Genomic DNA, 21875 nt, shown 5'->3' with positions numbered 1-21875 from the left:
GTTCCTCCCATGGACGGGATCCTGGTCCTGCACCACCACAGTAGGGTCCGGTTCGCGACTCCGTCATCACAACGAGTGATCACGCGCTGACCGGAGGGATCAGTTCTTCCGGTGCCCTATCAGCCGTGGCTTCGACTCCAGGTTCTCCAGTCCGTGCCACGCCAGATTCACCAGGTGCGCGGCGACCTCGGCCTTCTTCGGCTTGCGCACGTCCAGCCACCACTGACCCGTCAGCGCCACCATCCCGACCAGCGCCTGCGCGTACAGCGGCGCCAGCTTCGGGTCGAAACCCCGGGCCTTGAACTCCAGGCCCAGGATGTCCTCGACCTGCGTCGCGATGTCACTGATCAGCGACGCGAACGTCCCCGTGGACTGGGCGACCGGCGAATCACGGACCAGGATCCGGAAACCGTCCGTATACGTCTCGATGTAGTCGAGCAGCGCGAACGCCGCCTGTTCCAGCAGCTCACGCGGATGGCCCGCGGTGAGCGCCCCCGTCACCAGGTCCAGCAACTGGCGCATCTCGCGGTCCACCACGACGGCGTACAGGCCCTCCTTGCCGCCGAAGTGCTCGTAGACCACCGGCTTGGAGACCCCGGCACGCGCCGCGATCTCCTCCACCGAGGTGCCCTCGAAGCCCTTGTCGGCGAACAGGGTGCGGCCGATGTCCAGGAGTTGCTCGCGGCGCTCCTTGCCCGTCATACGGACCCGCCGGGCCCTTCGCGTGGGGGCAGGCATGCTCTTCTCGCCGCTTGTGCTTCCGTCGGTCGCCACGTCGTCAATCATGCCGGGTCGGCGGCCGCGGCCTTGCGCCGGGAGGCGATACGCGACGCGTCGGGCCACCGCACGTCGTGCGCCCAGCCCAGCTGCTCGAACCAGCGGATCAGCCGGGCGCTGGAATCGATCTGGCCCCGCATCACGCCGTGCCGCGCGCTCGTCGGGTCCGCGTGGTGCAGGTTGTGCCAGGACTCGCCGCACGAGAGCACCGCCAGCCACCACACGTTCCCGGACCGGTCACGCGACTTGAACGGCCGCTTGCCGACCGCGTGACAGATCGAGTTGATCGACCACGTCACGTGGTGCAGCAGCGCGACACGGACCAGCGAACCCCAGAAGAAGGCGGTGAACGCCCCCCACCACGACATCGTGACCAGGCCGCCGACCAGCGGCGGGATCGCCAGCGAGAGGATCGTGAAGCTGAGGAAGTGACGCGAGATCGCACGGATCGCCGGGTCCCTGACCAGGTCCGGGGCGTACTTCTGCTGCGGCGTCTGCTCCTCGTTGAACATCCAGCCGATGTGGGCCCACCACAGGCCCTTCATCAGCGCGGGGAGATTCTCGCCGAAGCGCCACGGCGAATGGGGGTCGCCCTCGGCGTCGGAGAACCGGTGGTGCTTGCGGTGGTCGGCCACCCAGCGCACCAGCGGGCCCTCCACCGCCATCGAACCCGCGACGGCCAGGGCGATGCGGAGCGGGCGCTTCGCCTTGAAGGAGCCGTGCGTGAAGTAGCGGTGGAAACCGATCGTCACGCCGTGGCAGCCCCAGTAGTACATGACGACCAGCAGGCCCAGGTCGAGCCAGCTGACGCCACGGCCCCAGGCCAGCGGCACCGCCGCGACCAGGGCCGCGAAGGGCACCACGATGAACAGCAGGAGCGCGAACTGCTCGACCGAACGCTTCTTGTCTCCGCCGAGCGTGGCGGAGGGGACGCCGTCTGCCGCCGTGGGCAGGCCGTCGTCGATCACATCGGGGCTGGTGGGCATTGGGGAGTCCCCCGTGAGGTGAGGAAATATGATGGTATGAGCGGGCTACGCTTCCGTAACCTACGGCAACGTAAGTATGACAGCGAAGAGCGCCGCGACACGAGAGCGCCGCCACGACAACCCGTGTACGACCGGGCTCCCACCCTCCGTCTACCCCGGATCCCGTCCACCCCCGCAGGGCAACGAGCACGCCGAACGCCCGGACACCTATCCTGGGTGCGTCGGACAGCGCGGTCCGCACTCTGCATACCCGGGGTGACCCGTCAGCACCGCGAGCGCCCCGGCCCCCCTGACAGACGTGCTCAACCACTGCAAGGAGCCGCACACTGTGAGCAGTGCCGACCAGACCCCTGCCGCCAACACCGAACTGCGGGCCGACATCCGCCGCCTCGGCGACCTCCTCGGCGAGACCCTCGTACGACAGGAGGGCCAGGAACTCCTCGACCTCGTCGAGCGCGTCCGCGCCCTGACCCGCGAGGACGGCGAGGCAGCAGCCGAGCTCCTCGGCGACACGGACCTGGAGACCGCCGCACAGCTCGTGCGCGCCTTCTCCACCTACTTCCACCTCGCCAACGTCACCGAGCAGGTCCACCGCGCCCACGAGATGCGCGACCGCCGGTCCGCCGAGGGCGGGCTCCTCGCCCGCACCGCCGACCGCCTCAAGGACGCCGACCCCGAACACCTGCGCGAGACGGTCAAGAACCTCAACGTCCGACCCGTCTTCACCGCACACCCCACCGAAGCCGCACGGCGCTCCGTACTCAACAAGCTCCGCCGCATCGCCGAACTCCTCGAAACCCCGGTCATCGAGGCCGACCGCCGACGCCAGGACATCCGCCTGGCCGAGAACATCGACCTCATCTGGCAGACCGACGAACTCCGCGTGGTCCGCCCGGAACCCGCCGACGAGGCCCGCAACGCCATCTACTACCTCGACGAACTCCACGCCAACGCCGTGGGCGACGTCCTGGAGGACCTGGCCGCCGAACTGGAGCGCGTCGGCGTCGAACTGCCCGCCGGCACCCGCCCCCTCACCTTCGGCACCTGGATCGGAGGCGACCGCGACGGCAACCCGAACGTCACCCCCACCGTCACCTGGGACGTGCTCATCCTCCAGCACGAGCACGGCATCACCGACGCCCTCGAACTCATCGACCAGCTGCGCGGACTCCTCTCCAACTCCATCCGCTACACCGGAGCCACCGACGAGCTCCTCACCTCCCTCCAGACCGACCTGGAGCGCCTCCCCGAGATCAGCCCCCGCTACAAGCGGCTGAACGCCGAAGAGCCCTACCGCCTCAAGGCCACCTGCATCCGCCAGAAGCTCGTCAACACCCGCGAGCGACTCGCCACCGGCACACCCCACCGCCCCGGCTGCGACTACCTCGGCACCGCCGAACTCATCACCGACCTCGCACTCATCCAGACCAGCCTGCGCGAACACCGCGGCGGACTCTTCGCCGACGGCCGCATGGACCGCACCATCCGCACGCTCACCGCGTTCGGCCTCCAGCTCGCCACCATGGACGTCCGCGAACACGCCGACGCCCACCACCACGCCCTCGGCCAGCTCTTCGACCGCCTCGGCGAGGAATCCTGGCGCTACGCCGACATGCCCCGCGACTACCGGCAGAAGCTCCTCGCCAAGGAACTCCGCTCCCGCCGCCCCCTCGCACCCACACCGGCCCCGCTCGACGCCGCCGGCGAGAAGACCCTCGGCGTCTTCCACACCATCAAGCAGGCCTTCGAACGCTTCGGCCCCGAAGTCATCGAGTCCTACATCATCTCCATGTGCCAGGGTGCCGACGACGTCTTCGCCGCCGCCGTCCTCGCCCGCGAAGCAGGACTCCTCGACCTCCACGGCGGCTGGGCCAAGATCGGCATCGTCCCGCTCCTCGAAACCACCGACGAACTCCGCGCAGCCGACGTCATCCTCGACGAAATGCTCGCAGACCCCTCCTACCGCCGCCTCGTATCACTCCGCGGCGACGTCCAGGAGGTCATGCTCGGCTACTCCGACTCCTCCAAGTTCGGCGGCATCACCACCTCCCAGTGGGAGATCCACCGCGCCCAGCGACGCCTCCGCGACGTCGCCCACCGCTACGGCGTCCGCCTGCGCCTCTTCCACGGCCGCGGCGGCACCGTCGGCCGCGGCGGCGGCCCCTCCCACGACGCGATCCTCGCGCAGCCCTGGGGCACCCTCGAGGGCGAGATCAAGGTGACCGAACAGGGCGAGGTCATCTCCGACAAGTACCTCATCCCCGCCCTCGCCCGCGAGAACCTCGAACTGACCGTCGCGGCCACCCTCCAGGCCTCCGCACTCCACACCGCACCCCGCCAGTCCGACGAAGCCCTCGCCCGCTGGGACGCGGCCATGGACACCGTCTCCGACGCCGCCCACGCCGCCTACCGCAAGCTCGTCGAAGACCCCGACCTCCCCGCCTACTTCCTCGCCTCCACCCCCGTCGACCAGCTCGCCGACCTGCACCTGGGATCACGGCCCTCCCGCCGCCCCGGCTCAGGCGTCTCACTCGACGGCCTGCGCGCCATCCCCTGGGTCTTCGGCTGGACCCAGTCCCGCCAGATCGTCCCCGGCTGGTACGGCGTCGGCTCCGGCCTCAAGGCACTGCGCGAAGCCGGCCTCGACACCGTCCTGGACGAGATGCACGAACAGTGGCACTTCTTCCAGAACTTCCTCTCCAACGTCGAGATGACCCTCGCCAAGACCGACCTGCGCATCGCCCAGCACTACGTCGACACCCTCGTCCCCACCGAGCTCAAGCACGTCTTCGACGCCATCCGCGCCGAGCACGAACTCACCGTGCAGGAAGTCCTCAAGGTCACCGGCGGCAAGGAACTCCTCGGCACCAGCCCCGTGCTCCAGCAGACCTTCGCCATCCGCGACGCCTACCTGGACCCGATCAGCTACCTCCAGGTCTCCCTGCTCGCCCGCCAGCGACAGGCAGCCGAACGCGGCGAGGAAGCCGACCCGCTGCTCGCCCGGGCCCTGCTGCTCACCGTCAACGGTGTCGCCGCGGGCCTCCGCAACACCGGCTGACCCCACACGGGACGAAACAGCGGGTGCGGCCCCGTCAGAGGGCGACGAACGTCGCCGCCAACAGGGCCGCACCCGCGATCCCCGCCCCCCACGCCGTACGCGTCAGCCGCATACCGCCGCCGATCACCAACGCGGCCAGCACCAGCGCACCACCCAGCGGCACCCACGCATGCAGAAAGCCCGGCGTCCCGGTACGCACCACCTCACCGGACCCGGGCTTCACCACGACACGGAAGCGGTCCCCCTTCTCCGCCGCGACCGACCGCTCGACCGTCACCGCGTCCCGGCCCTCCGCGTCGGCGTCCGGCGAGAACGACCCCGTGCAGGTGTCCTCACCGCACGACGTCACCTCCATCGTGCCGTGCTCCCGGCCCTTGGCCAGCACTATGTGATGCGCCGTGTCCCACGACGACCACACACCCGCGACCAACAGCAGCAGGACGACACAGCCGGCGGCGAACGTACGCCCATGAACCACCAGCCGGTGGGAGGAACTCCGCTTCATGGGGGCCGATCCTTGGGCAGAGCCCTGCCAACGGTCAACCCACGGCCGAAAAACACCCAGGAACCAGCAGGAATGTCAGGAGTTGTACGCGGACTGAGCCCGCTCCAACCCCTCCGCCAGCAACGACTCCACCGCATCCGCCGACCGGTCCACCAGATACGCCAACTCCTTGCGCTCGGCGGACGAGAAATCCTTCAGCACGAAATCAGCGACCTGCATCCGCCCCGGCGGCCGCCCGATCCCGAACCGCACCCGGTGGTAGTCCGGACCCATCGCCTTCGTCATCGACTTCAACCCGTTGTGCCCGTTGTCACCCCCGCCCAACTTCAGCCGCAGCATCCCGAAATCGACGTCCAGCTCGTCATGCACCGCCACGACGTGATCCGTGGGCACCTTGTAGAAGTCACGCAACGCAATCACCGGCCCGCCCGACAGATTCATGTACGACATCGGCTTGGCCAGCACCACCCGCCGGCTCGCCGGCCCAGGAGGCCCCACCCGGCCCTCCAGCACCTGCGCCTGCGCCTTCTGCGCCCGCTTGAACTTCCCCCCGATCCGCTCCGCCAGCAGATCGGCCACCATGAAACCCACGTTGTGCCGGTTCGCCGCGTAGTCGGGACCGGGATTGCCGAGGCCCACGATCAGCCAGGGGTCGGTGACGTCGGACATCGCGCTGGGTCTCCTCGGGTACGGGCGAACGACTGCGGACAGGACTGCGGACACAGGGAAACGGGGCGGCGGAACCCCCGGAAGGGAACCGCCACCCCGTCAGTGAAGCAGGTGGGGCGAGGATCAGGCCTCGGCGGGAGCCTCCTCGGCGGGGGCCTCCTCGACCTGCGCCGCGACGACCTGGAGCACGACGGCGTCCTCGTCACCGGCGAGCACGGAGCCCTTCGGCAGCGGGATGTCCTTGGCCAGGATCGAGTCACCGGCGTCCAGACCTGCGATCGAGACCGTGACGGACTCGGGGATGTGGGTCGCCTCGGCCTCGACGAGCAGGGTGTTCTGCACGTACTCCAGCAGGTTGCCGCCCGGGGCCAGGTCGCCCTCGACGTGCACCGCGATCTCGACCTCGACCTTCTCGCCGCGCTTCACGGTGAGGAGGTCGACGTGCTCGATGTTGCCCTTGATCGCGTTGCGCTGGACAGCCTTCGGGATGACCAGGGCGTCCTTGCCGTCGATCTGGAGACCGATGAGGACGTTGGCGGTACGGAGCGCGAGCTGCAGCTCGTGGCCCGGCAGGTTGATGTGAACCGACTCGGCACCGTGGCCGTAGACGACCCCGGGAACCAGGTTGGCGCGACGGGTACGACGGGCAGCGCCCTTGCCGAACTCCGTACGGACCGTTGCGTCGAGCTTGATCTCAGCCATGCTGCACTCCTCGTAAGGTGACGAAAACCGATGGTCACCCGGCCCACGACAGGCCTGCTACGAAGAGCGCGTCGATAACGGACCACCGGCTCCCATGACCACGCATGAGAACGGCCTCCCTCGCCGAGCAACTCAGTGAGTCTACCCGGCGGGGAGGCCGTACCCAAAGTCGATCACCCGCAGGTGGTCACTCCTGCTCCTCGAAGAGGCTCGTCACCGAACCGTCCTCGAACACCTCACGGACCGCACGCGCGATCGTCGGCGCGATGGACAGCACCGTGATCTTGTCGATCTCCAGCTCACCCGGCGTCGGCAGCGTGTCCGTGAACACGAACTCACTGACCTTGGAGTTCTTCAGGCGGTCGGCGGCGGGACCGGAGAGCACCCCGTGCGTCGCCGTCACTATGACGTCCTCGGCACCGTGCGCGAACAGGGCGTCCGCCGCGGCACAGATCGTGCCACCCGTGTCGATCATGTCGTCGACCAGCACACACACCCGGCCCTCGACGTTACCGACGACCTCGTGGACGCTGACCTGGTTCGGAACGTCCTTGTCGCGACGCTTGTGGACGATCGCCAGCGGCGCGTCCAGCCGGTCGCACCAGCGGTCGGCCACGCGCACACGCCCCGCGTCCGGCGACACGATCGTCAGCTTCGACCGGTCCACCTTCGCACCGACGTAGTCCGCCAGGATCGGCAGCGCGAACAGGTGGTCCACCGGGCCGTCGAAGAACCCCTGGATCTGGTCCGTGTGCAGATCGACGGTGAGGATGCGGTCCGCACCCGCCGTCTTCATCAGGTCGGCGACCAGACGCGCCGAGATCGGCTCACGACCGCGGTGCTTCTTGTCCTGACGGGCATAACCGTAGAACGGAACGATCACGGTGATGGACCGGGCCGAAGCGCGCTTCAGCGCGTCCAGCATGATCAGCTGCTCCATGATCCACTTGTTGATCGGAGCCGTGTGGCTCTGGATCAGGAAGCAGTCGGCGCCACGAGCGGACTCCTGGAAACGCACGTAGATCTCACCGTTGGCGAAATCGAAGGCCTTCGTCGGCACGAGACCGACACCCAGTTGATGCGCGACCTCCTCGGCCAGCTCGGGGTGGGCGCGGCCGGAGAAGAGCATCAGCTTCTTCTCGCCGGTCGTCTTGATCCCGGTCACAGCACAGTCTCCTCAGACGTGTATCTGGCGCCGCGCGCATGTGTCCCGATGTGCGACGAGCCAGCCGAAATGGGTGAGCATCTATCACGGTACGCCGCCTTCGGCGCACCTGTTTCCGGTCAGCTTTCGCCGTCGGGCTCCTGAGCGGCGGCCTGGGCGGCCTGCGCCGCGGCGCTCCCGGGGCGCTTCCGGGCGACCCAGCCCTCGATATTCCGCTGCTGGCCCCGGGCCACGGCCAGCGAGCCGGACGGTACGTCCTTGGTGATGACCGAACCCGCGGCCGTGTAAACGCCGTCCCCGACCGTGACAGGCGCCACAAACATATTGTCCGACCCGGTCCGGCAGTGCGAACCGATCGTGGTGTGGTGCTTGGCCACCCCGTCGTAGTTCACGAACACGCTCGCCGCACCGATGTTGGTGTGGTCGCCGATCGTCGCGTCCCCGACGTAGCTCAGGTGCGGCACCTTCGTGCCCTCGCCGATCGTCGCGTTCTTCATCTCGACGTACGTGCCCGCCTTGGCCTTCGCACCCAGCCGCGTCCCCGGACGCAGATAGGCGAACGGGCCCACGGTCGCCCCGGGGCCCACCTCGGCGCCGTCCGCGACCGTGTTGTCCACGCGGGCGCCCGCGTGCACGACGGTGTCCCTCAGGCGGGAGTTCGGGCCGACCTCGGCGTCCTCCGCCAGGTGGGTCGCGCCCAGCAGCTGCGTCCCCGGGTGCACGACCGCGTCGCGCTCGTACGTCACCGTCGCGTCGATCAGTGTCGACGCCGGGTCCACGACCGTCACGCCGGCCAGCATCGCGCGCTCCAGCAGCCGCTCGTTGAGCAGCCGCCGTGCCTCCGCCAGCTGGAGCCGGTTGTTGATGCCCAGGATCTCCCGGTGGTCGCCCGCGATCGAGGCGCCCACACGGTGCCCCTCCCCGCGCAGGATCGACAGCACGTCGGTGAGGTACTCCTCGCCCTGGCTGTTGTCCGTACGCACCTTGCCGAGGGCCTCGCCCAGGAGCAGGCCGTCGAAGGCGAAGACACCGGAGTTGATCTCGCGGATCGCGCGCTGGGCTTCGGTGGCGTCCTTGTGCTCGACGATCTCGGTGACCGCCCCGGTGGCCGCGTCGCGGACGATCCGGCCGTAACCGGTCGAGTCCGGGACCTCCGCGGTCAGCACGGTGACGGCGTTCGCGTCGGCGGAGTGGGTCGTGGCGAGCGCGCTGAGCGTCTCGCCGGAGAGCAGCGGGGTGTCGCCGCAGACGACGATCACGGTGCCGTCCACGGTGCCGCCGAGCTCCTCCAGCGCCATCCGCACGGCGTGGCCGGTGCCGTTCTGCTCGGCCTGGTAGGCAGTGCGTACGGAGGTGTCCCCGGCGGACAGGTGCGCGGTGACCTGCTCGGCGGCGTGGCCGACGACCACGACGAGGTGCTGGGGGCCGAGCTCACGGGAGGCGGCGACGACATGTCCGACGAGCGAGCGCCCGGAGATCTCGTGCAGGACCTTGGGGGTCTTCGACTTCATGCGGGTGCCCTCACCCGCTGCGAGGACGACGACGGCTGCCAGTGGGGCATCCCCTGTTCGAGCGGAGCCGAGAACTTGGGGAATGGTGGCGCTCACGGATGTGCCCTTCGGCTTCGGATGGTGGACACCCGCAGGATACCGGGGGGCGTTTACGCCCGAAACGAGTGCGGGCCCCGACCGGCGAGGTCGGGGCCCGGGGTGCGTAGCTCCCCCACCAGGATTTGAACCTGGACATACAAGACCAAAACTTGCAGTGCTGCCTGATTACACCATGGGGGATCAACGCCGGTTGGACCGGACATTGCGCCGGTGTACCGGATCGGCACCCAACACTATGCCGTACCAAGCGCCCTCTACGCGACGATAGAGCTCTGCACTCTTGGTCACGTAGATGACCAAGCAACCGCGATACGCCTCACCTGTGTTCTTTCGAGTCGTCTTCGGGGAGTGCTTTTTCAGGGTGGCCCGCATGAAATCGGTGCGTGGGACTCCGGTCAGGTCGGCCCAGAAGTCCTCCGCTTCTGCCACGTTCGCCGTCTCATGGATGCTGACGCGGAGGTGCAGGCGTTCGCGTGTGACGCCGAGCAGGTCGAGCCAACTCAGGTAGACCTTGATCACGTTGGGGTCGCTGTTGACGAAGAGCAGGCTTTCCCGGCGGCTGTAGGGCTTGTCCTTCATGCCCTCGGCCCAGTAGAGCGCGACTCCTGTCAGGAACAGGTCCCGGTCGGATACTTCGCCCACTGACTCGCGCGCGATCCGTTTCGTCTCCAGTCGTTCCGCGTCCTGGTTGGCCCGCAGTCTGGCCAAGCCTGCGTTCATGCGGGCGCGCCGCTCTTCCTCCGAGTAGCGCGGCTCCGGCTTCGGCAGGTCCCGCACCCACAGCGAGATCGAACTCTTCGAGCACCCCAGCTCCACCTGGATCTGGTCGTAGGTCATCCCCTGGAGCCGCAGCCCCCGGGCCCTCTCGCGCAGGTCGTCCTTGGCGTTGGGGCGTTTCGTCCACTCCGGCGCGGGCTCGCCTCGCAGGAGGCGATGGAGGATGTCGTTGTTGAAGACCTTCAGCCGGTCCCTGATCTGCCGCACGCTGAGCCCCTCCCGCCGCAGTGCGACCGCCTTCTCGCGCAGGCTCTCGAAGTCCGCGTACTTGCCACTGGCATGTGTCATACGGACAGCTTGGTCCGGAATGCGGACGTCCGGGTCGAAAGGGTGTCCGGTTCACCGGATCGTGCGATCTACGCATGTTTGCGGTGTGACCAGTCATTTTCTGTGCTGATGGAGTCTCCGGAAAAAGAGATGCGCCCGCCCGTAGGCTGGATGCCATGACCGCAACGGGGGCAGACCGGAAGGCGGCGGGACCGACCACCCGCGGCTACTGGTGGTGGGAGCGGCGGCGGAGTGCCGCCCTGGACGTGGGGCTGGCGCTGGTTTCGGCGCTGGAGTGCGCGCTGGAGGGGGTGGAGTTCGCCCGGGACACCGGGCTGCCGGTGCCGCTGGGGGTGCTCTTCGGGCTGCTGGCGGGGTCGGTGCTGGTGCTGCGCAGGCGGTGGCCGATCGCCGTGGTGCTGGTGTCGATAGCGACGACGCCGGCCGAGATGGGCTTCCTGATGGGGATCGTCGGGCTGTACACCCTGGCGGCTTCCGAGGTGCCGCGCAGGATCACGGTGGTGCTGACGGGGATGACCCTGGTCGGCACCTTCATCGTGTCGTACGTGCGGCTCCGGCAGAGCGTGGACGCCCATGCCGACTTCGGGCCGGGGGTCTGGTACGTCCCGGTGGTGTCCCTCTTCATGTCGCTGGGGCTGACGGCGCCCTCGGCGATCTTCGGTCTCTACGTCGGGGCGAGGCGCAGGCTGATGGAGAGTCTGCGGGAGCGCGCGGATTCGCTGGAGCGGGAGCTGTCGCTGCTCGCGGACCGGGCGGAGGAGCGGGCCGAGTGGGCGCGTACGGAGGAGCGGACGCGGATCGCGCGGGAGATGCACGACGTGGTGGCGCACCGGGTGAGTCTGATGGTGGTGCACGCGGCGGCGTTGCAGGCGGTGGCTCCGAAGGATCCGGCGAAGGCGGTGCGCAACGCGGCGCTGGTGGGGGACATGGGGCGGCAGGCGCTGACGGAGCTGCGGGAGATGCTCGGGGTGCTGCGGAGCGGGGATGCCCTGGCGCCTTCGCCGTTGGGGCTGGTGCCGCTGGCCTCGGTGGGGCGGGTGGCGGTGGTGGCCGCGGCCGCCGCGGTGGAGGAGGGGCCGCGGTTGTGCGAGGTGGAGGCGTTGGTGGCGCAGTCCCGTGAGGCGGGGATGACGGTGGAGCTGTCGGTGGAGGGGGAGCTGCGTCCGTATGCGCCGGAGGTGGAGCAGACGGCGTACCGGGTGGTGCAGGAGGCGCTGACGAACGTGCACAAGCATGCGGCGGGTGCGCGGACGTGGGTGCGGTTGGCGCATCGGGGGGCGGAGGTGGCGATGCAGGTGGAGAACGGTCCGACGGACGGTGTGGCGGTGGATGCGGGGCTGCCGAGCGGTGGCAACGGTCTGGTGGGGATGCGGGAGCGGGTGCTGGGGCTCGGGGGTGTGTTCGTGTCGGGGCCGACGGAGGCGGGGGGTTTCCGGGTGTCGGCGGTGCTGCCGGACGGCGGGGCGGCGTAGGGCGTCTCCTGGTTCGGCTGTTCCGGCCGGGTGGCCGGGTGGCGTTGTTCAGCCCGAGGTGAGGCGTGAGGGCTGTACTCCGGTCATGAGGGTTTCGAGGGCGCGGTCGATGTCGGAGCCGAGGTACCAGTCGCCGGTGTGGTCGATGGAGTAGACGCGTCCTTCGTTGTCGATGGCGAGGACGGCTTGTCCGTCGCCTTCTTCGCCGAGGGGTGCGACTTCGGTTCCGAGGGCGCGTCCGAGGTCGCCGAGCGTGCGGGCCAGGTGGAGTCCGCTGAGCGGGTCGATGTGCACGGTGGTGGTGGCGATCTGCCGGCCGGGGGCGGAGGAGGAGATGCTCAGGCGGCCGAATTCGGCCCAGGCCTCGACGGCGGCGGGGAAGACGGCGTGCTGGTGTCCGGCGGGGGAGGCGTGGGAGCGGAGGGCGTCGGCCCATTCCTCGGCCTGGCGGATGTCCCAGCGTCCTGGTTGCCATCCGGCGTCGCGGAGTGCGGCGTCCACGGCGACGGGGAAGCGTGTGGTGGAGGTGCGGCTCTGTTGGGCCGGTACGTCGGTCCGGTTGCGCATGGTGGTGTGCTCAGCCCTTCTCGGCGGTGGTCGCCGCACCTGTGGTGAGGTCGACGGGGCGTACGCCGAAGTGGGCGAGCATCGCCGTGCAGGAGCGGCAGGGGGGTGCGTAGCTGCCGTGGAGGGGGTCGCCGTCCTCGCGGATGCGGCGGGCGGTGAGGCGGGCGTGTTTGAGTGCGCGGCGGGCTTCGCCGTTGGTGAGGGGTTTGCGCTGGGCCCGTCTGGAGCGGCTGTCGTCGGCGGCGGTGAGCTGGCGTGACAGGAGTATGGCTTCGGGGCAGCGGCCGGTGAAGCGTTCGCGCTGGTTGCTGGTGAGGGTGTCGAGGAAGTCCTGCACGAGGGGGTGGAGGACGGGTGGCTGGTCGCCCTTGCCCGCGGTGCAGGTGAGTGTCTCCCCGCGGACGGACAGGGCTGCGGCCACCGCGGGCAGGATGCCGTCGCGGCGGTGGTGGAGATGGGGCGCGCGGTGGGGCTCGGTGGTGCTCCAACTGAGTCGCGGATCTCCGGCTGTGACTGGTTGTGCTGTGTGCATGGTGCTGGTGTCCCTCCCTGCAATCCCCCGAGTTGCGGGGGACAGCCTGCCAAATATGCAGGGTGCTGCGGAAGCTGGGTCGGTGAAACGTGTCTGCGTGTCGCGGCTGTGTGGCTTGGTTGTCGCGTGTCCGTCACGTGTCGGTGACGTTGGGTGAGTGGGGTGCCGGGGGCGGGGGGTGTTGTTGCGTCACCGCATAGGCTGTGCGGAACACCGGACGCAGCAGGGGGCAACCGCCATGACGACAGGTCGGCTCGGGCAGCAAGCCGCGCCACCGAACGCGGCCTATGCCAGGCAGGTCGTTCACTTCCCGGATCCTGTCCGGGCGTCCCGCCACCCTAGAGGTGTGCGTGTGGACGAGAACGGCTATCCGGTGCTTTCGCCGTATGCGCGTGCGGCGGCCGAGATCGCGGATCCTCCTCCGGGGTTCGGTGTCGACGAGCTGCGGCTGACGGATTACGTGTCGGCGAACGCGGCGCTGGCCGCGGAGGGCCATGAGCTGTGGGACACGATTCCGGCGGTGGCGACGCCGCACGGCTGGACGTGGCACCACGTGGCGGGGGGCCGGCGGATGGAGCTGGTTCCGGTCGAGGTGAAGGCGTTGTTGCGTCATCACGGTGGGCTGGCGACGACCGCGGTGGATCAGAACCGTCGGGGTACGCGGCCGTTGCAGGAGACGCGGCCCGCTCATTTCCGGCTGCCGAAGGGTTCTGTGGCGGTGGGTGAGCAGCAGGTCCTGGGCGTCGAGGAGGAGCTGGGGTACCGGCTTCCGGGGGCGTACCGGTCGTTCCTGAAGGCGGCCGGTGGTTCGGCTCCGGTGGGTGCGGCGTTGGACGCGGAGCTGGGTCTGCTGGTGGACCAGCCGTTCTTCACGGTGCGTGAGGAGGCGGCGATGAATGATCTTGTGTATGTGAACAAGTGTCTGCGGGATCACTTCACGAAGGATTTCCTGGGTGTGGGTTTCGTCCAGGGCGGGATTCTGGCGGTGAAGGTCCGCGGTGAGGGTGTGGGGTCGGTCTGGTTCTGTGCGTATGACGACGCGCGGGATCAGGACGGCTGGGGTGTGCAGGAGCGGGTGGACCGGCTGTTGCTGCCGTGCGGTGAGGATTTCGATGCTTTCCTCCAGCGTCTGGCGGGTAATCCGCCGGAGCTGGAGACGGTGGCGAACCTGATGGTGGACGGTGGCTTCGCGCGGGCCGTCCCGGTGGAGGGGTGAGCGCGGTGGTGACCTTCGCGCAGGCGCAGGAGCGGGCGGACGAGTGGGTCAACGGTGACGTGCCCGCGTATCAGCACCGTGAGGTCCGGGTCCGTGAGTTCGAGCTGGGTTTCGTGGTGTGGGCCGAGGACCGGGCGGAGGGTCCTGTTTCGGACGGGGGCCGTCAGCGGCTGGTGATCGCTCGGGACAGTGGTGAGGCGACGTTGTGGCCGGGGCTGCCGGTGGGTGAGGTGGTGCGGCGTTACGAGGAGGAGTACGGGGCGTCGGCGGAGGTGCGGTCCGCGCCGGAGCCGCCGCAGCGTATCGATCTGAATCAGACGTCGTTCCTGCTGACGCCGCCGGAGTGGCTTCAGGAGGCTGCGGACAAGCTGGGGATCCCGGACCGGCGGGCGGGGGCGGAGCCTGCGGATTCCGTGCCGTCGTCTTCTGCGGCCTCGTCGTCCGCGTCTGCTCCGGTCGCGCCGCCGGTTCCAGGGCCGCCTGCTCCTTCGTCTTCTTCCGGTCCGGCGCCGGTCCGTGCCGATTCGGGGGCCGGGTGGCCGGCTGCCGGCGGTCAGCGGGACCATGAGCCGACGGCGAACGACGGGGTGCCGGCCGGGGCGACTCCCTGGGCGGGTACGGATACGAACGCCGATGGTGACGAGGGTGGGGTGGCGCTGCCGGCGACGGTGTTCGCGCCGCCGCTCTCGGGTTCGGACGACGACGGGGCTCTGCCGCCGGTCGTTCCGGCGGAGGCTCCTACGGCGCTGATGTCGGGTGGCAGTGCGCTGCCGCCGACGGCGGTCGTTCCGGGGCTGGATCCGCAGGCGCCGGCTCCGGGGCCGGTGGTTCCTTCGGCTCCGGCTCCCGTGGCGCCCGCTCGGGGGGCGGAGGACATCGCCGACGCGGCGACGAGCAAGGCGGTCGTTCCGCCGCGGGGTGCGCGGGGGTCGGGTCAGACGACTCCGCCGCCTCCTGGGGCGCCGGGTACGCCGGGGGTGCGGCCGGGTCCGGTGCCGCCGCCGCCGGGTCCGGGTGCGCCCGCGGGTGGCTACCTGCCGACGCAGATGGTCTCCCAGCTGGGCCCTCCGGGTGTGCCGCAGCCGCCTGCTCCTCCGGGGCCGCCTGGTGCTCCGGGTGCTCCGGGCTCGACGCCGCCTCCGGGTGGCGGGATGCATCACGCGGCGACGATGTTCGCCGACGGGAGTATCGGCGGCCCGAGTGCTCCTCGTCCTCCGGGTCCGCCGGGACCTCCTGGTGCTCCGGGTGCGGTGCCGCCGCCTCCGCCGGGTTCGACGCCGCCTCCCGGGGTGCCCGCTCCTCCTGGTCCGCCTCCGGGTGCGACGCCGCCCCCGGGTGGCGGGGTGCACCATGCGGCGACGATGCTGGCGGGTCCGGGGCAGACCGGCCCGAGTACGCCGCGGCCGCCCGGTCCCCCGGGTCCTCCCGGTGCTCCGGGTGCTCCGGGGGTGCCGGGTCCGCACACACCTCCGCCGCCTGCGGGGGCGTACGGCTATCCGCAGCAGCCGTCGGGTCAGCCGACGGTCGGTCCGGGGTATCAGGCCGTGTTGCGCTTCCGTGCGGCCGACGGCAGCGAGCAGCAGTTGATCCGGCGTTCGGCGCCGGGTACTCCGCATCCGGAGTGGCAGATGCTGCACGAGCTGCGTGGGATGAACGTGCCGCCTCAGCAGGTCATCGAGCTGCACACGGAGCTGGAGTCGTGTGAGCTTCCGGGTGGTTACTGTGCGCGGATGATCCGGGAGACCTGGCCGCAGGTCCGGATCACGAGTGTGGCGCCGTACGGCACGGATCACGCGAGCCGGCAGCAGGGCATGCAGCATCTGCTGACGCACCAGGGTGAGCTGCATCAGGTGGCGGACGGTCCGGCGCGGCCTGCTCCGGTGCGGGCGCCGTTGCCGCAGATTCCGCCCGCGGCGGCGTTGCCTCCGGAGGCGTTGGCGGAGGAGCTGCACGGGGCGTTCGGTCCTGGGGTGCTGCGTTTCGACCAGCGGGCGGTGTCCCGTCAGGGTGTGCCCGAGGTGGTGGCGCGGACTCTGGTGTGGGCGGGGCTGCCCGCTGATTTCGGGCCGTTCTTCTGGGCGCAGCCCGGTCATCCCGTGGTGCCGACGCTGGGTGAGCTGGCGGCGCAGCGTCAGGTGCAGCCGGCGGCGGACGCGGGTTCGTATCTGGTGATGGGTTCGGACTTCGGCCGGGCGATCTGTGTGCAGTACGGCACGGCGAACATCGTGGCTGTGCCGGTGGAGGCGGGGCCGGGTGGTCAGCCGGTGCCGCCGCAGTTCGTGAACACGGGGCTGCCCGAGTTCGTGCGGTCCATGGCGTTGCTGGGCCGGATGTGGCGTCTGCGGTACGGGTTGAATCCGGAGCAGGCGGGGCGTTGGACGGTCGATTTCCAGGCGCAGTTGGTTGCGGTGGATCCGGCGGCGCTGGCGTCGCCGGAGAGCTGGTGGTCGGTTCTGCTGGAGCAGATGTGGGACGGGTTGTTGTGATCCCGCCCGATCGGTTCTGACCTGTTGTGCCCGAGAGGCGCTCGCCCCCTGGTGGGGTGGGCGCCTTTTGTGTGCGGTTTTGTGATGCGGATCGCTTCCGTCCTGAATGCAACTGATCGATTCCGACTTCCGGGCGAATTGCCGCATCCTTGACGTATTGCTGGACGGTCGGGGCGTCGGAGAGCGGGAAAGAGGGCTTCAGGGATGAGTGGTGGACCGGTGTCCGCGCACGGTTTCGTCGGTGTACGGGGGCGTGGTTACCGTCCTGAACAGGTGGACCGGGCGGTGGCCTCGCTGTCCGGTGAGCGGGACGCGGCCCTGGACCGGCTGTCCCGGCTGACGGCGACGGCGGAGGAGCTGGCGGAGGAGTCGGCGCGGCTGGGCGAGGTGGTGGCCTCGCTCGCGCCGCAGACGTACCAGTCCCTGGGGGAGCGGGCGCGGCAGATCCTGGGGCTGGCCGAGGCCGAGGCGGAGTCGGTCAGGGGGGCGGCGCAGGAGGAGGCGCAGGGGCTGCGGGACGCGGCGGACTCGGCGGGCCGGCAGGCGCGTGAGGCGGCGCGTGAGCGGGCCGCTGAGGTGCGGGCTGCGGCGGAGGCCCGTGCGGAGGAGGTGCTGGCGGCGGCGGGGGACGCGGCCGGGGCGCTGGTGGAGGAGGCACGCCGGGACGCCGGCGGGGTCCGTGCGGCCGCGGAGGCGGAGATGGCGCAGACGCGCCGGCGTACGGCGGGTGTGCTGACGCATCAGGAGCAGGAGCACGCCGAGCGGGGGAAGGCGGCCGATGAGGAGATCGCCGGGGCGGAGGCCGCCGCGTCGGAGTACGAGTCCGGTCTGACGACCCGCGGGGAGGAGTTGCTCGCCCGGGCCCGGCGGGAGCTCGCGGAGGCGGAGGAGGCGGCACGGCACGGGCAGGAAGACGCGGAGGCGCGGGCGGCGGAGCTGCTGTCGGGGGCCGGTATGGCGCGGGAGCGTGTGGTGCGGGAGACGGAGCGGGTCCTGAGGGAGCACGAGGAGGGCCGCGAGGAGCTGCAGGCGCACATGACGCACGTGCGCAATTCGCTGGCGGCGCTGACGGGGCGCGCGGTGGCGGGGCCTGCCGGGGAGTGAGGCGGGGCGGTCAGCGCCGCCCGGCTGGTGGGGCCCCCGCGAGGATCCAGGGTTCGACGGCTTCGTACTGGCGGCGTTGTCCGGTGGGGTCCGTGTCCCGTCCGTGGAGGCTGCCGAGCCAGCCGGCCAGGAAGCCGAAGGGGATGGAGACCAGGCCGGTCGTGGTGAGCGGGAACCAGTTGAAGTCGCGGTGGGGGAAGACGGATCCGGGGGAGCCGGAGACGAGGTCGGTGCCGGTGATGAGGACGAGTACGCAGGCGGTGCCGCCGATGAGGGTGCAGAGCAGGCCGGTGCGGGTGTAGCGGCGCCAGAACATGCTGTAGACGAGTGCCGGTGCGATGGCGGACGCGCCGATGCAGAACGAAAGGGTCACCAGGGCCTGGACGTTCCAGTGGCGGGCGAGGACGGCGAGGGCGACGGCCAGTGCCCCGACGCCGATGGCGGCGGTCTGGGCGATGGCCATCTCGGTGCGGCCGGGCAGGGGGCGGGCGGTCGGCAGGCCGTGGGCGAAGAGGTCGTGGGCGAGGGAGTTGGCGCAGGCCAGGATCATTCCGGCGACGGAGGCGAGCAGGGTCAGGAAGATCGCCGTGGTCATGGTGGTGACGACGAGTGCTCCGGTCTCGCCGCCTCCCGCGACGGCGCCGGTGACCTGGAGGATCGCGCTGTTGCCCTGGGCTCCGGCGGCGGTGATGCGGTCGTGTCCGACGAGGGCGGCGGCTCCGAAGCCGGTGACGGCGAGGAGGAGGCAGAGGCCGACGACGACGCAGACGGCCCAGGAGAGGGAGCGGCGGACGGCCCGTGCGCTGCGGACGCTGGTCATCCGCATGGTGATGTGGGGCAGGCAGGCGGCGCCGAGCACGACGGTCAGTTCGGAGCTGATCATGTCGAGGTCGTTGCCGCCGAACTGGAGGCCGGAGCGCAGGTAGGCGCCGCCCGCCCCGCTGCCGGCCTCGGCGGCGTGGAGGAGGGCGCCGGTGTCCCAGTCGAAGCGGTCGAGGACGAGGACGGAGACGAGGAGTCCCGCGCCGAGGAGGGCGACGGTCTTGATGATCTGGATCAGGGCGGTGCCCTTCATCCCGCCGATGGCCGCGTAGCCGATCATGACGGCGCCGAGGGCGATGATCGATCCGGTGCGGAATCCGGAGCTGTCGAAGCCGAGGATGAAGGCGAGCAGGTTTCCGCTGCCGGCGAGCTGGACGACCATCAGGGGCAGCAGGGCGGCGAGGGTGACGGCGCAGGAGGCGATGCGGGCGGCCCGGTCGGGTGCGCGCCGGGTGAGCATGTCGCCCATGGTGAACCGGCCCGCGTTGCGCAGGGGTTCGGCGAGCAGGAACATCAGCAGGACCAGGGAGAGAGTCGTGCTGAGGGCGAGTACGAGGCCGTCGTGACCGGTGAGGGCGATGACTCCGGTGGTGCCGAGGACGGTGGCGGCGGAGAGGTAGTCGCCGGCGATGGCGAGGCCGCTGCGCAGGGGCGAGAGCGTGCGGTAGCCGGTGTAAAACGTGTCGAGGTCGTCGCGGTCGGGGCCGGTCATGACGCAGAGCAGCAGGGTGATGCTGGCGACTGCGATGAACGCGGTGAGGGACATCGTCTGGGCGGACTCGTCGAATCCGTTCACCGGTCCGCTCCCGTCCTGCGGTCCTCGGCCGGTACGGCGCCGGTGCCGGGGTGGAGGCGGCCGGCCCGGTCGCGGAGTCCGGCGCTGAGCGGGTCGACGGTGCGGCGGGCGGTCCATTCGTAGACGGCGACGGCGGCGAGTGTGACGGGGAGCTGGCACAGGCCGAGGAGGAGGCCGGTGGTGAGTCCGCCGTCGCCGACGGGGCGGGTCATCAGGGCGGGGGCGTAGCCGGACAGCAGGAGGAACAGGGTGAAGTAGCCGAGTGCGGTGAGGGTCGAGACGCGGCGCAGCAGGCGGTAGGCGGTGCGCAGCCGTCGCAGGTCGCTGTGGTGTCCGGGGGCGGGGGCGGAGTTCGCCGAGGGGGCTGGTGGGCGGGGTGGTGGCGGGGGCGGGGAGCTCTGCCACGGCATGAGGTAGTCGCGGGGGTACGGGGGTGGCGTGGGGTGGTGGGTGCGCTGTGACTGCCGGGGTGGGTGAGGGGGTGGCTGCGAGTGGTGCGGCATGGCAGTGCTCCTTGCATGGTTCGGGTCCGGGGACGGACTGCAAGGCAGGTGCGCGGATGCGCTGTCGGGAGCGCGTACGTTACTCGCGGGTATCGCGATGGGGGAGGGATACGGGCGAACTACCGCAGGTAACACGCCAGTTGTCTAGTCCTTCGGTGTGTGGGAAGCGCTCTCGTGCTCGTCCAGGACCGGGAAGCGGCGCGGCGCCAGGACGACGAGCACCAGCAGGGCGAGCGCGGCGGCGCCCGCGGCGCCGGTGAACACGTGGTCGACGGCGGTGTCGACGGCGCGCCGCAGGTGGTCCGCGGCCGTGGCGGAGAGGGCCGCCGGGTCCTCCAGTGCGTGCGAGACCGCGTCCAGGTCGCCGGGGAGCCCCGGGGCGGGGGAGGAGGCCAGTCCGGAGGTGAGCACACCGTTGGCGACGGCGCCGAAGAGCGCCGCGCCGAGGCTCTGGCCGACCTGGCGGCAGAAGAGGACGGACGCCGTCGTCGTGCCCCGCTCGGCCCAGCCCACCGTCGACTGGACCCCGACGATCAGCGGGAGCTGGAAGAGGCCGAGCGTCGCGCCGAGCAGCAGCATGAGCAGGGCGGGCTGCCAGGCGGCGCCGGGGTAGGGCAGCAGCGGGAAGCAGAGCAGGACCAGCAGGGCGCCGGACATGCCGGTGATCGCGGTGCGGCGGAAGCCGATGCGGTTGTAGACGCGGTCGGAGAGCGCGGCGGCGACGGGCCAGCTCAGGGTCATCACGGACAGGACGAACCCGGCGGCGATCGGGCCGAGCCCGAGGACGGACTGGGCGTAGGTCGGCAGGAAGACGGTCGGCGCGACCATGAGCAGGCCCATGGCGCCGAGGGCGAGGTTGACCGAGGCGATCGTGCGGCGCCGCCAGACCCAGCCGGGGATGACGGGCTCGGCGGCCCGCCGCTCGATCAGGACCGTGAGGCAGCCCAGCGCGGCGGTCGCTCCGAACAGGCCGAGCGAGGGGGCGGAGAGCCAGGGCCAGGCGACGCCGCCCTGGACGAGCGCGGTCAGCAGGAGCGCGCCGGTCGCGAAGACGCCGAGGGCGCCCGCCCAGTCGGTGCGGGGGCGCGTGCCGGGCCGGGGGCGGGCGGGCTCGTGGAGGTGACGGACCACCAGCCAGAGCGCCACGGCTCCGACGGGCAGGTTGATCAGGAAGATCCAGCGCCAGTCGGCGTACGCGGCGAGGAGCCCGCCGACGGCGGGTCCGGCCACGGCCGAGGTGGCCCAGACGGTGGACAGCTTCGCCTGGATCTTCGGCCGTTCCTTGAGCGGGTACAGGTCGGCGGCGATGGTCTGCACCGTGCCCTGGAGGGCTCCGCCGCCGAGGCCCTGGACGACGCGGAAGGCGATGAGGGCGGCCATGTTCCAGGCGGCGGCGCAGAGCAGGGAGCCGGCCAGGAAGAGGATGATGCCGGCGATCAGGACGGGCTTGCGGCCGAAGGTGTCGGAGAGCTTCCCGTACACCGGCAGGGTGACGGTGACGGCGAGCAGGTAGCCGGAGAAGAGCCAGGAGAACACGGAGAAGCCGCCGAGGTCGCCGACGATCTGCGGTACGGCGGTCGCGACGATGGTGCCGTCGATGGCGGCGAGGCCCATGCCCAGCATGAGGGCGGCGGCGACCGGGCGCCGGCCGCGCGCGGTGTCCCGTGCCGTGTCCCGGGCGGCTTTCCCCTGCGCCACTTCCGGGCTCTCCGTACCGCCGGTGCCGTCCGTGCCGCCCACGGGGGTCCCTTCCCTATGCATCTATTTCCGGGGGACACTGTCTCACCGCCCGCGCCCGTACGGGAGTCGCGGGCCGAGGGGTGAGACCGTGTCCGCACCG

General features: G+C 70.5%; 18 protein-coding genes. 5 read left to right on the top strand and 13 right to left on the bottom strand.

The window, feature by feature from the left end; translation table 11 throughout:
• Nucleotides 1-99 precede the first annotated feature (99 nt).
• A complete protein-coding gene (locus ACIRJR_RS30200) occupies nucleotides 100-786 on the bottom strand; it encodes a TetR/AcrR family transcriptional regulator (RefSeq protein ID WP_147963818.1) in 687 nt (228 codons plus the stop codon).
• Nucleotides 783-1763 (bottom strand): acyl-CoA desaturase, encoded by a 981-nt coding sequence (locus ACIRJR_RS30195; RefSeq protein WP_403786431.1) that lies wholly within the window; start codon nucleotides 1761-1763, stop codon nucleotides 783-785. The genes ACIRJR_RS30200 and ACIRJR_RS30195 overlap by 4 nt, the downstream gene beginning before the upstream one ends.
• A gap of 328 nt (nucleotides 1764-2091) precedes the next feature.
• Between ACIRJR_RS30195 and ppc the strand changes: the two genes are divergently transcribed.
• Entirely contained in the window at nucleotides 2092-4821 is a 2730-nt protein-coding gene (ppc, locus tag ACIRJR_RS30190) for a phosphoenolpyruvate carboxylase (protein WP_403786429.1), read from the top strand.
• A 34-nt stretch (nucleotides 4822-4855) separates the two neighbouring features.
• Here the strand turns inward: ppc and ACIRJR_RS30185 are convergent, their stop codons facing one another.
• From ACIRJR_RS30185 to ACIRJR_RS30160, 6 genes are all read right to left on the bottom strand, one after another.
• A complete protein-coding gene (locus tag ACIRJR_RS30185) occupies nucleotides 4856-5326 on the bottom strand; it encodes a hypothetical protein (protein ID WP_403786427.1) in 471 nt (156 codons plus the stop codon).
• Between the two features lie 75 nt (nucleotides 5327-5401).
• Entirely contained in the window at nucleotides 5402-5995 is a 594-nt protein-coding gene (gene pth, locus ACIRJR_RS30180; protein WP_403786425.1) for an aminoacyl-tRNA hydrolase, read from the bottom strand.
• A gap of 123 nt (nucleotides 5996-6118) precedes the next feature.
• The gene (locus ACIRJR_RS30175; protein ID WP_403786423.1) at nucleotides 6119-6697 is read right to left on the bottom strand and encodes a 50S ribosomal protein L25/general stress protein Ctc; all 579 of its coding nucleotides are present in this window, start codon (nucleotides 6695-6697) and stop codon (nucleotides 6119-6121) included.
• A 187-nt stretch (nucleotides 6698-6884) separates the two neighbouring features.
• A complete protein-coding gene (locus ACIRJR_RS30170) occupies nucleotides 6885-7862 on the bottom strand; it encodes a ribose-phosphate diphosphokinase (RefSeq protein WP_376374075.1) in 978 nt (325 codons plus the stop codon).
• Between the two features lie 119 nt (nucleotides 7863-7981).
• Nucleotides 7982-9415 carry a bifunctional UDP-N-acetylglucosamine diphosphorylase/glucosamine-1-phosphate N-acetyltransferase GlmU gene (gene glmU / locus ACIRJR_RS30165; RefSeq protein WP_403786493.1) on the bottom strand — a complete coding sequence of 478 codons (1434 nt, stop codon included), beginning with the start codon at nucleotides 9413-9415 and terminating at the stop codon, nucleotides 7982-7984.
• Between the two features lie 237 nt (nucleotides 9416-9652).
• The gene (locus ACIRJR_RS30160; protein ID WP_403786421.1) at nucleotides 9653-10537 is read right to left on the bottom strand and encodes a hypothetical protein; all 885 of its coding nucleotides are present in this window, start codon (nucleotides 10535-10537) and stop codon (nucleotides 9653-9655) included.
• 155 nt (nucleotides 10538-10692) lie between these two features.
• Between ACIRJR_RS30160 and ACIRJR_RS30155 the strand changes: the two genes are divergently transcribed.
• Complete coding sequence (locus ACIRJR_RS30155; RefSeq protein ID WP_403786419.1) at nucleotides 10693-12009, top strand: sensor histidine kinase; 1317 nt, start codon at nucleotides 10693-10695, stop codon at nucleotides 12007-12009.
• Between the two features lie 48 nt (nucleotides 12010-12057).
• On the opposite strand, the gene ACIRJR_RS30150 is transcribed toward ACIRJR_RS30155, so the two are convergent.
• Together ACIRJR_RS30150 and ACIRJR_RS30145 are read right to left on the bottom strand one after the other, a co-directional pair.
• On the bottom strand, nucleotides 12058-12576 hold the full coding sequence (locus tag ACIRJR_RS30150) for an SUKH-3 domain-containing protein (protein WP_403786417.1): 519 nt from the start codon (nucleotides 12574-12576) through the stop codon (nucleotides 12058-12060).
• Between the two features lie 10 nt (nucleotides 12577-12586).
• Nucleotides 12587-13108, bottom strand: a complete 522-nt coding sequence (locus ACIRJR_RS30145) for a YwqJ-related putative deaminase (protein WP_403786415.1) — start codon at nucleotides 13106-13108, stop codon at nucleotides 12587-12589.
• Between the two features lie 238 nt (nucleotides 13109-13346).
• Here ACIRJR_RS30145 and ACIRJR_RS30140 point away from each other — a divergent pair, with 238 nt between their 5' ends.
• The 3 genes from ACIRJR_RS30140 (at nucleotide 13347) to ACIRJR_RS30130 (ending at nucleotide 17914) form a co-directional block, all read left to right on the top strand.
• A complete protein-coding gene (locus tag ACIRJR_RS30140; protein WP_403786413.1) occupies nucleotides 13347-14324 on the top strand; it encodes an SMI1/KNR4 family protein in 978 nt (325 codons plus the stop codon).
• A gap of 5 nt (nucleotides 14325-14329) precedes the next feature.
• Complete coding sequence (locus ACIRJR_RS30135) at nucleotides 14330-16810, top strand: SUKH-4 family immunity protein (RefSeq protein ID WP_403786491.1); 2481 nt, start codon at nucleotides 14330-14332, stop codon at nucleotides 16808-16810.
• Nucleotides 16811-17014: 204 nt separating this feature from the next.
• On the top strand, nucleotides 17015-17914 hold the full coding sequence (locus ACIRJR_RS30130) for a cellulose-binding protein (RefSeq protein WP_403786411.1): 900 nt from the start codon (nucleotides 17015-17017) through the stop codon (nucleotides 17912-17914).
• Nucleotides 17915-17924: 10 nt separating this feature from the next.
• On the opposite strand, the gene ACIRJR_RS30125 is transcribed toward ACIRJR_RS30130, so the two are convergent.
• From ACIRJR_RS30125 to ACIRJR_RS30115, 3 genes are all read right to left on the bottom strand, one after another.
• On the bottom strand, nucleotides 17925-19502 hold the full coding sequence (locus tag ACIRJR_RS30125) for a cation acetate symporter (RefSeq protein ID WP_403786489.1): 1578 nt from the start codon (nucleotides 19500-19502) through the stop codon (nucleotides 17925-17927).
• A gap of 26 nt (nucleotides 19503-19528) precedes the next feature.
• Nucleotides 19529-20035 carry a DUF485 domain-containing protein gene (locus ACIRJR_RS30120; protein ID WP_403786409.1) on the bottom strand — a complete coding sequence of 169 codons (507 nt, stop codon included), beginning with the start codon at nucleotides 20033-20035 and terminating at the stop codon, nucleotides 19529-19531.
• Nucleotides 20036-20179: 144 nt separating this feature from the next.
• Nucleotides 20180-21796: an MFS transporter gene (locus tag ACIRJR_RS30115; protein ID WP_403786407.1), complete on the bottom strand. Its 1617-nt coding sequence runs from the start codon at nucleotides 21794-21796 to the stop codon at nucleotides 20180-20182.
• Nucleotides 21797-21875 lie beyond the last annotated feature (79 nt).

The sequence above is a fragment of the Streptomyces sp. NPDC102402 genome, assembly GCF_044765765.1.
Classification (GTDB): Bacteria; Actinomycetota; Actinomycetes; order Streptomycetales; family Streptomycetaceae; genus Streptomyces.
The sequence above is the reverse complement of the archived record's forward strand: the minus strand, read 5'-3'. Positions and strand labels throughout refer to the sequence as shown.

Excerpts from the sequence above, each read along its gene's own strand:
- ACIRJR_RS30125 (WP_403786489.1), bottom strand. The coding sequence starts at position 19,502 with ATGTCCCTCACCGCGTTCATCGCAGTCGCCAGCATCACCCTGCTGCTC.
- ACIRJR_RS30150 (WP_403786417.1), bottom strand. The coding sequence starts at position 12,576 with ATGCGCAACCGGACCGACGTACCGGCCCAACAGAGCCGCACCTCCACC.
- pth (WP_403786425.1), bottom strand. The coding sequence starts at position 5,995 with ATGTCCGACGTCACCGACCCCTGGCTGATCGTGGGCCTCGGCAATCCC.
- ACIRJR_RS30155 (WP_403786419.1), top strand. The coding sequence starts at position 10,693 with ATGACCGCAACGGGGGCAGACCGGAAGGCGGCGGGACCGACCACCCGC.
- ACIRJR_RS30200 (WP_147963818.1), bottom strand. The coding sequence starts at position 786 with ATGATTGACGACGTGGCGACCGACGGAAGCACAAGCGGCGAGAAGAGC.
- ACIRJR_RS30140 (WP_403786413.1), top strand. The coding sequence starts at position 13,347 with ATGACGACAGGTCGGCTCGGGCAGCAAGCCGCGCCACCGAACGCGGCC.
- ACIRJR_RS30175 (WP_403786423.1), bottom strand. The coding sequence starts at position 6,697 with ATGGCTGAGATCAAGCTCGACGCAACGGTCCGTACGGAGTTCGGCAAG.
- ACIRJR_RS30130 (WP_403786411.1), top strand. The coding sequence starts at position 17,015 with ATGAGTGGTGGACCGGTGTCCGCGCACGGTTTCGTCGGTGTACGGGGG.
- ACIRJR_RS30120 (WP_403786409.1), bottom strand. The coding sequence starts at position 20,035 with ATGCCGCACCACTCGCAGCCACCCCCTCACCCACCCCGGCAGTCACAG.
- ACIRJR_RS30160 (WP_403786421.1), bottom strand. The coding sequence starts at position 10,537 with ATGACACATGCCAGTGGCAAGTACGCGGACTTCGAGAGCCTGCGCGAG.
- ACIRJR_RS30185 (WP_403786427.1), bottom strand. The coding sequence starts at position 5,326 with ATGAAGCGGAGTTCCTCCCACCGGCTGGTGGTTCATGGGCGTACGTTC.
- ACIRJR_RS30145 (WP_403786415.1), bottom strand. The coding sequence starts at position 13,108 with ATGCACACAGCACAACCAGTCACAGCCGGAGATCCGCGACTCAGTTGG.
- ACIRJR_RS30115 (WP_403786407.1), bottom strand. The coding sequence starts at position 21,796 with ATGCATAGGGAAGGGACCCCCGTGGGCGGCACGGACGGCACCGGCGGT.
- ACIRJR_RS30195 (WP_403786431.1), bottom strand. The coding sequence starts at position 1,763 with ATGCCCACCAGCCCCGATGTGATCGACGACGGCCTGCCCACGGCGGCA.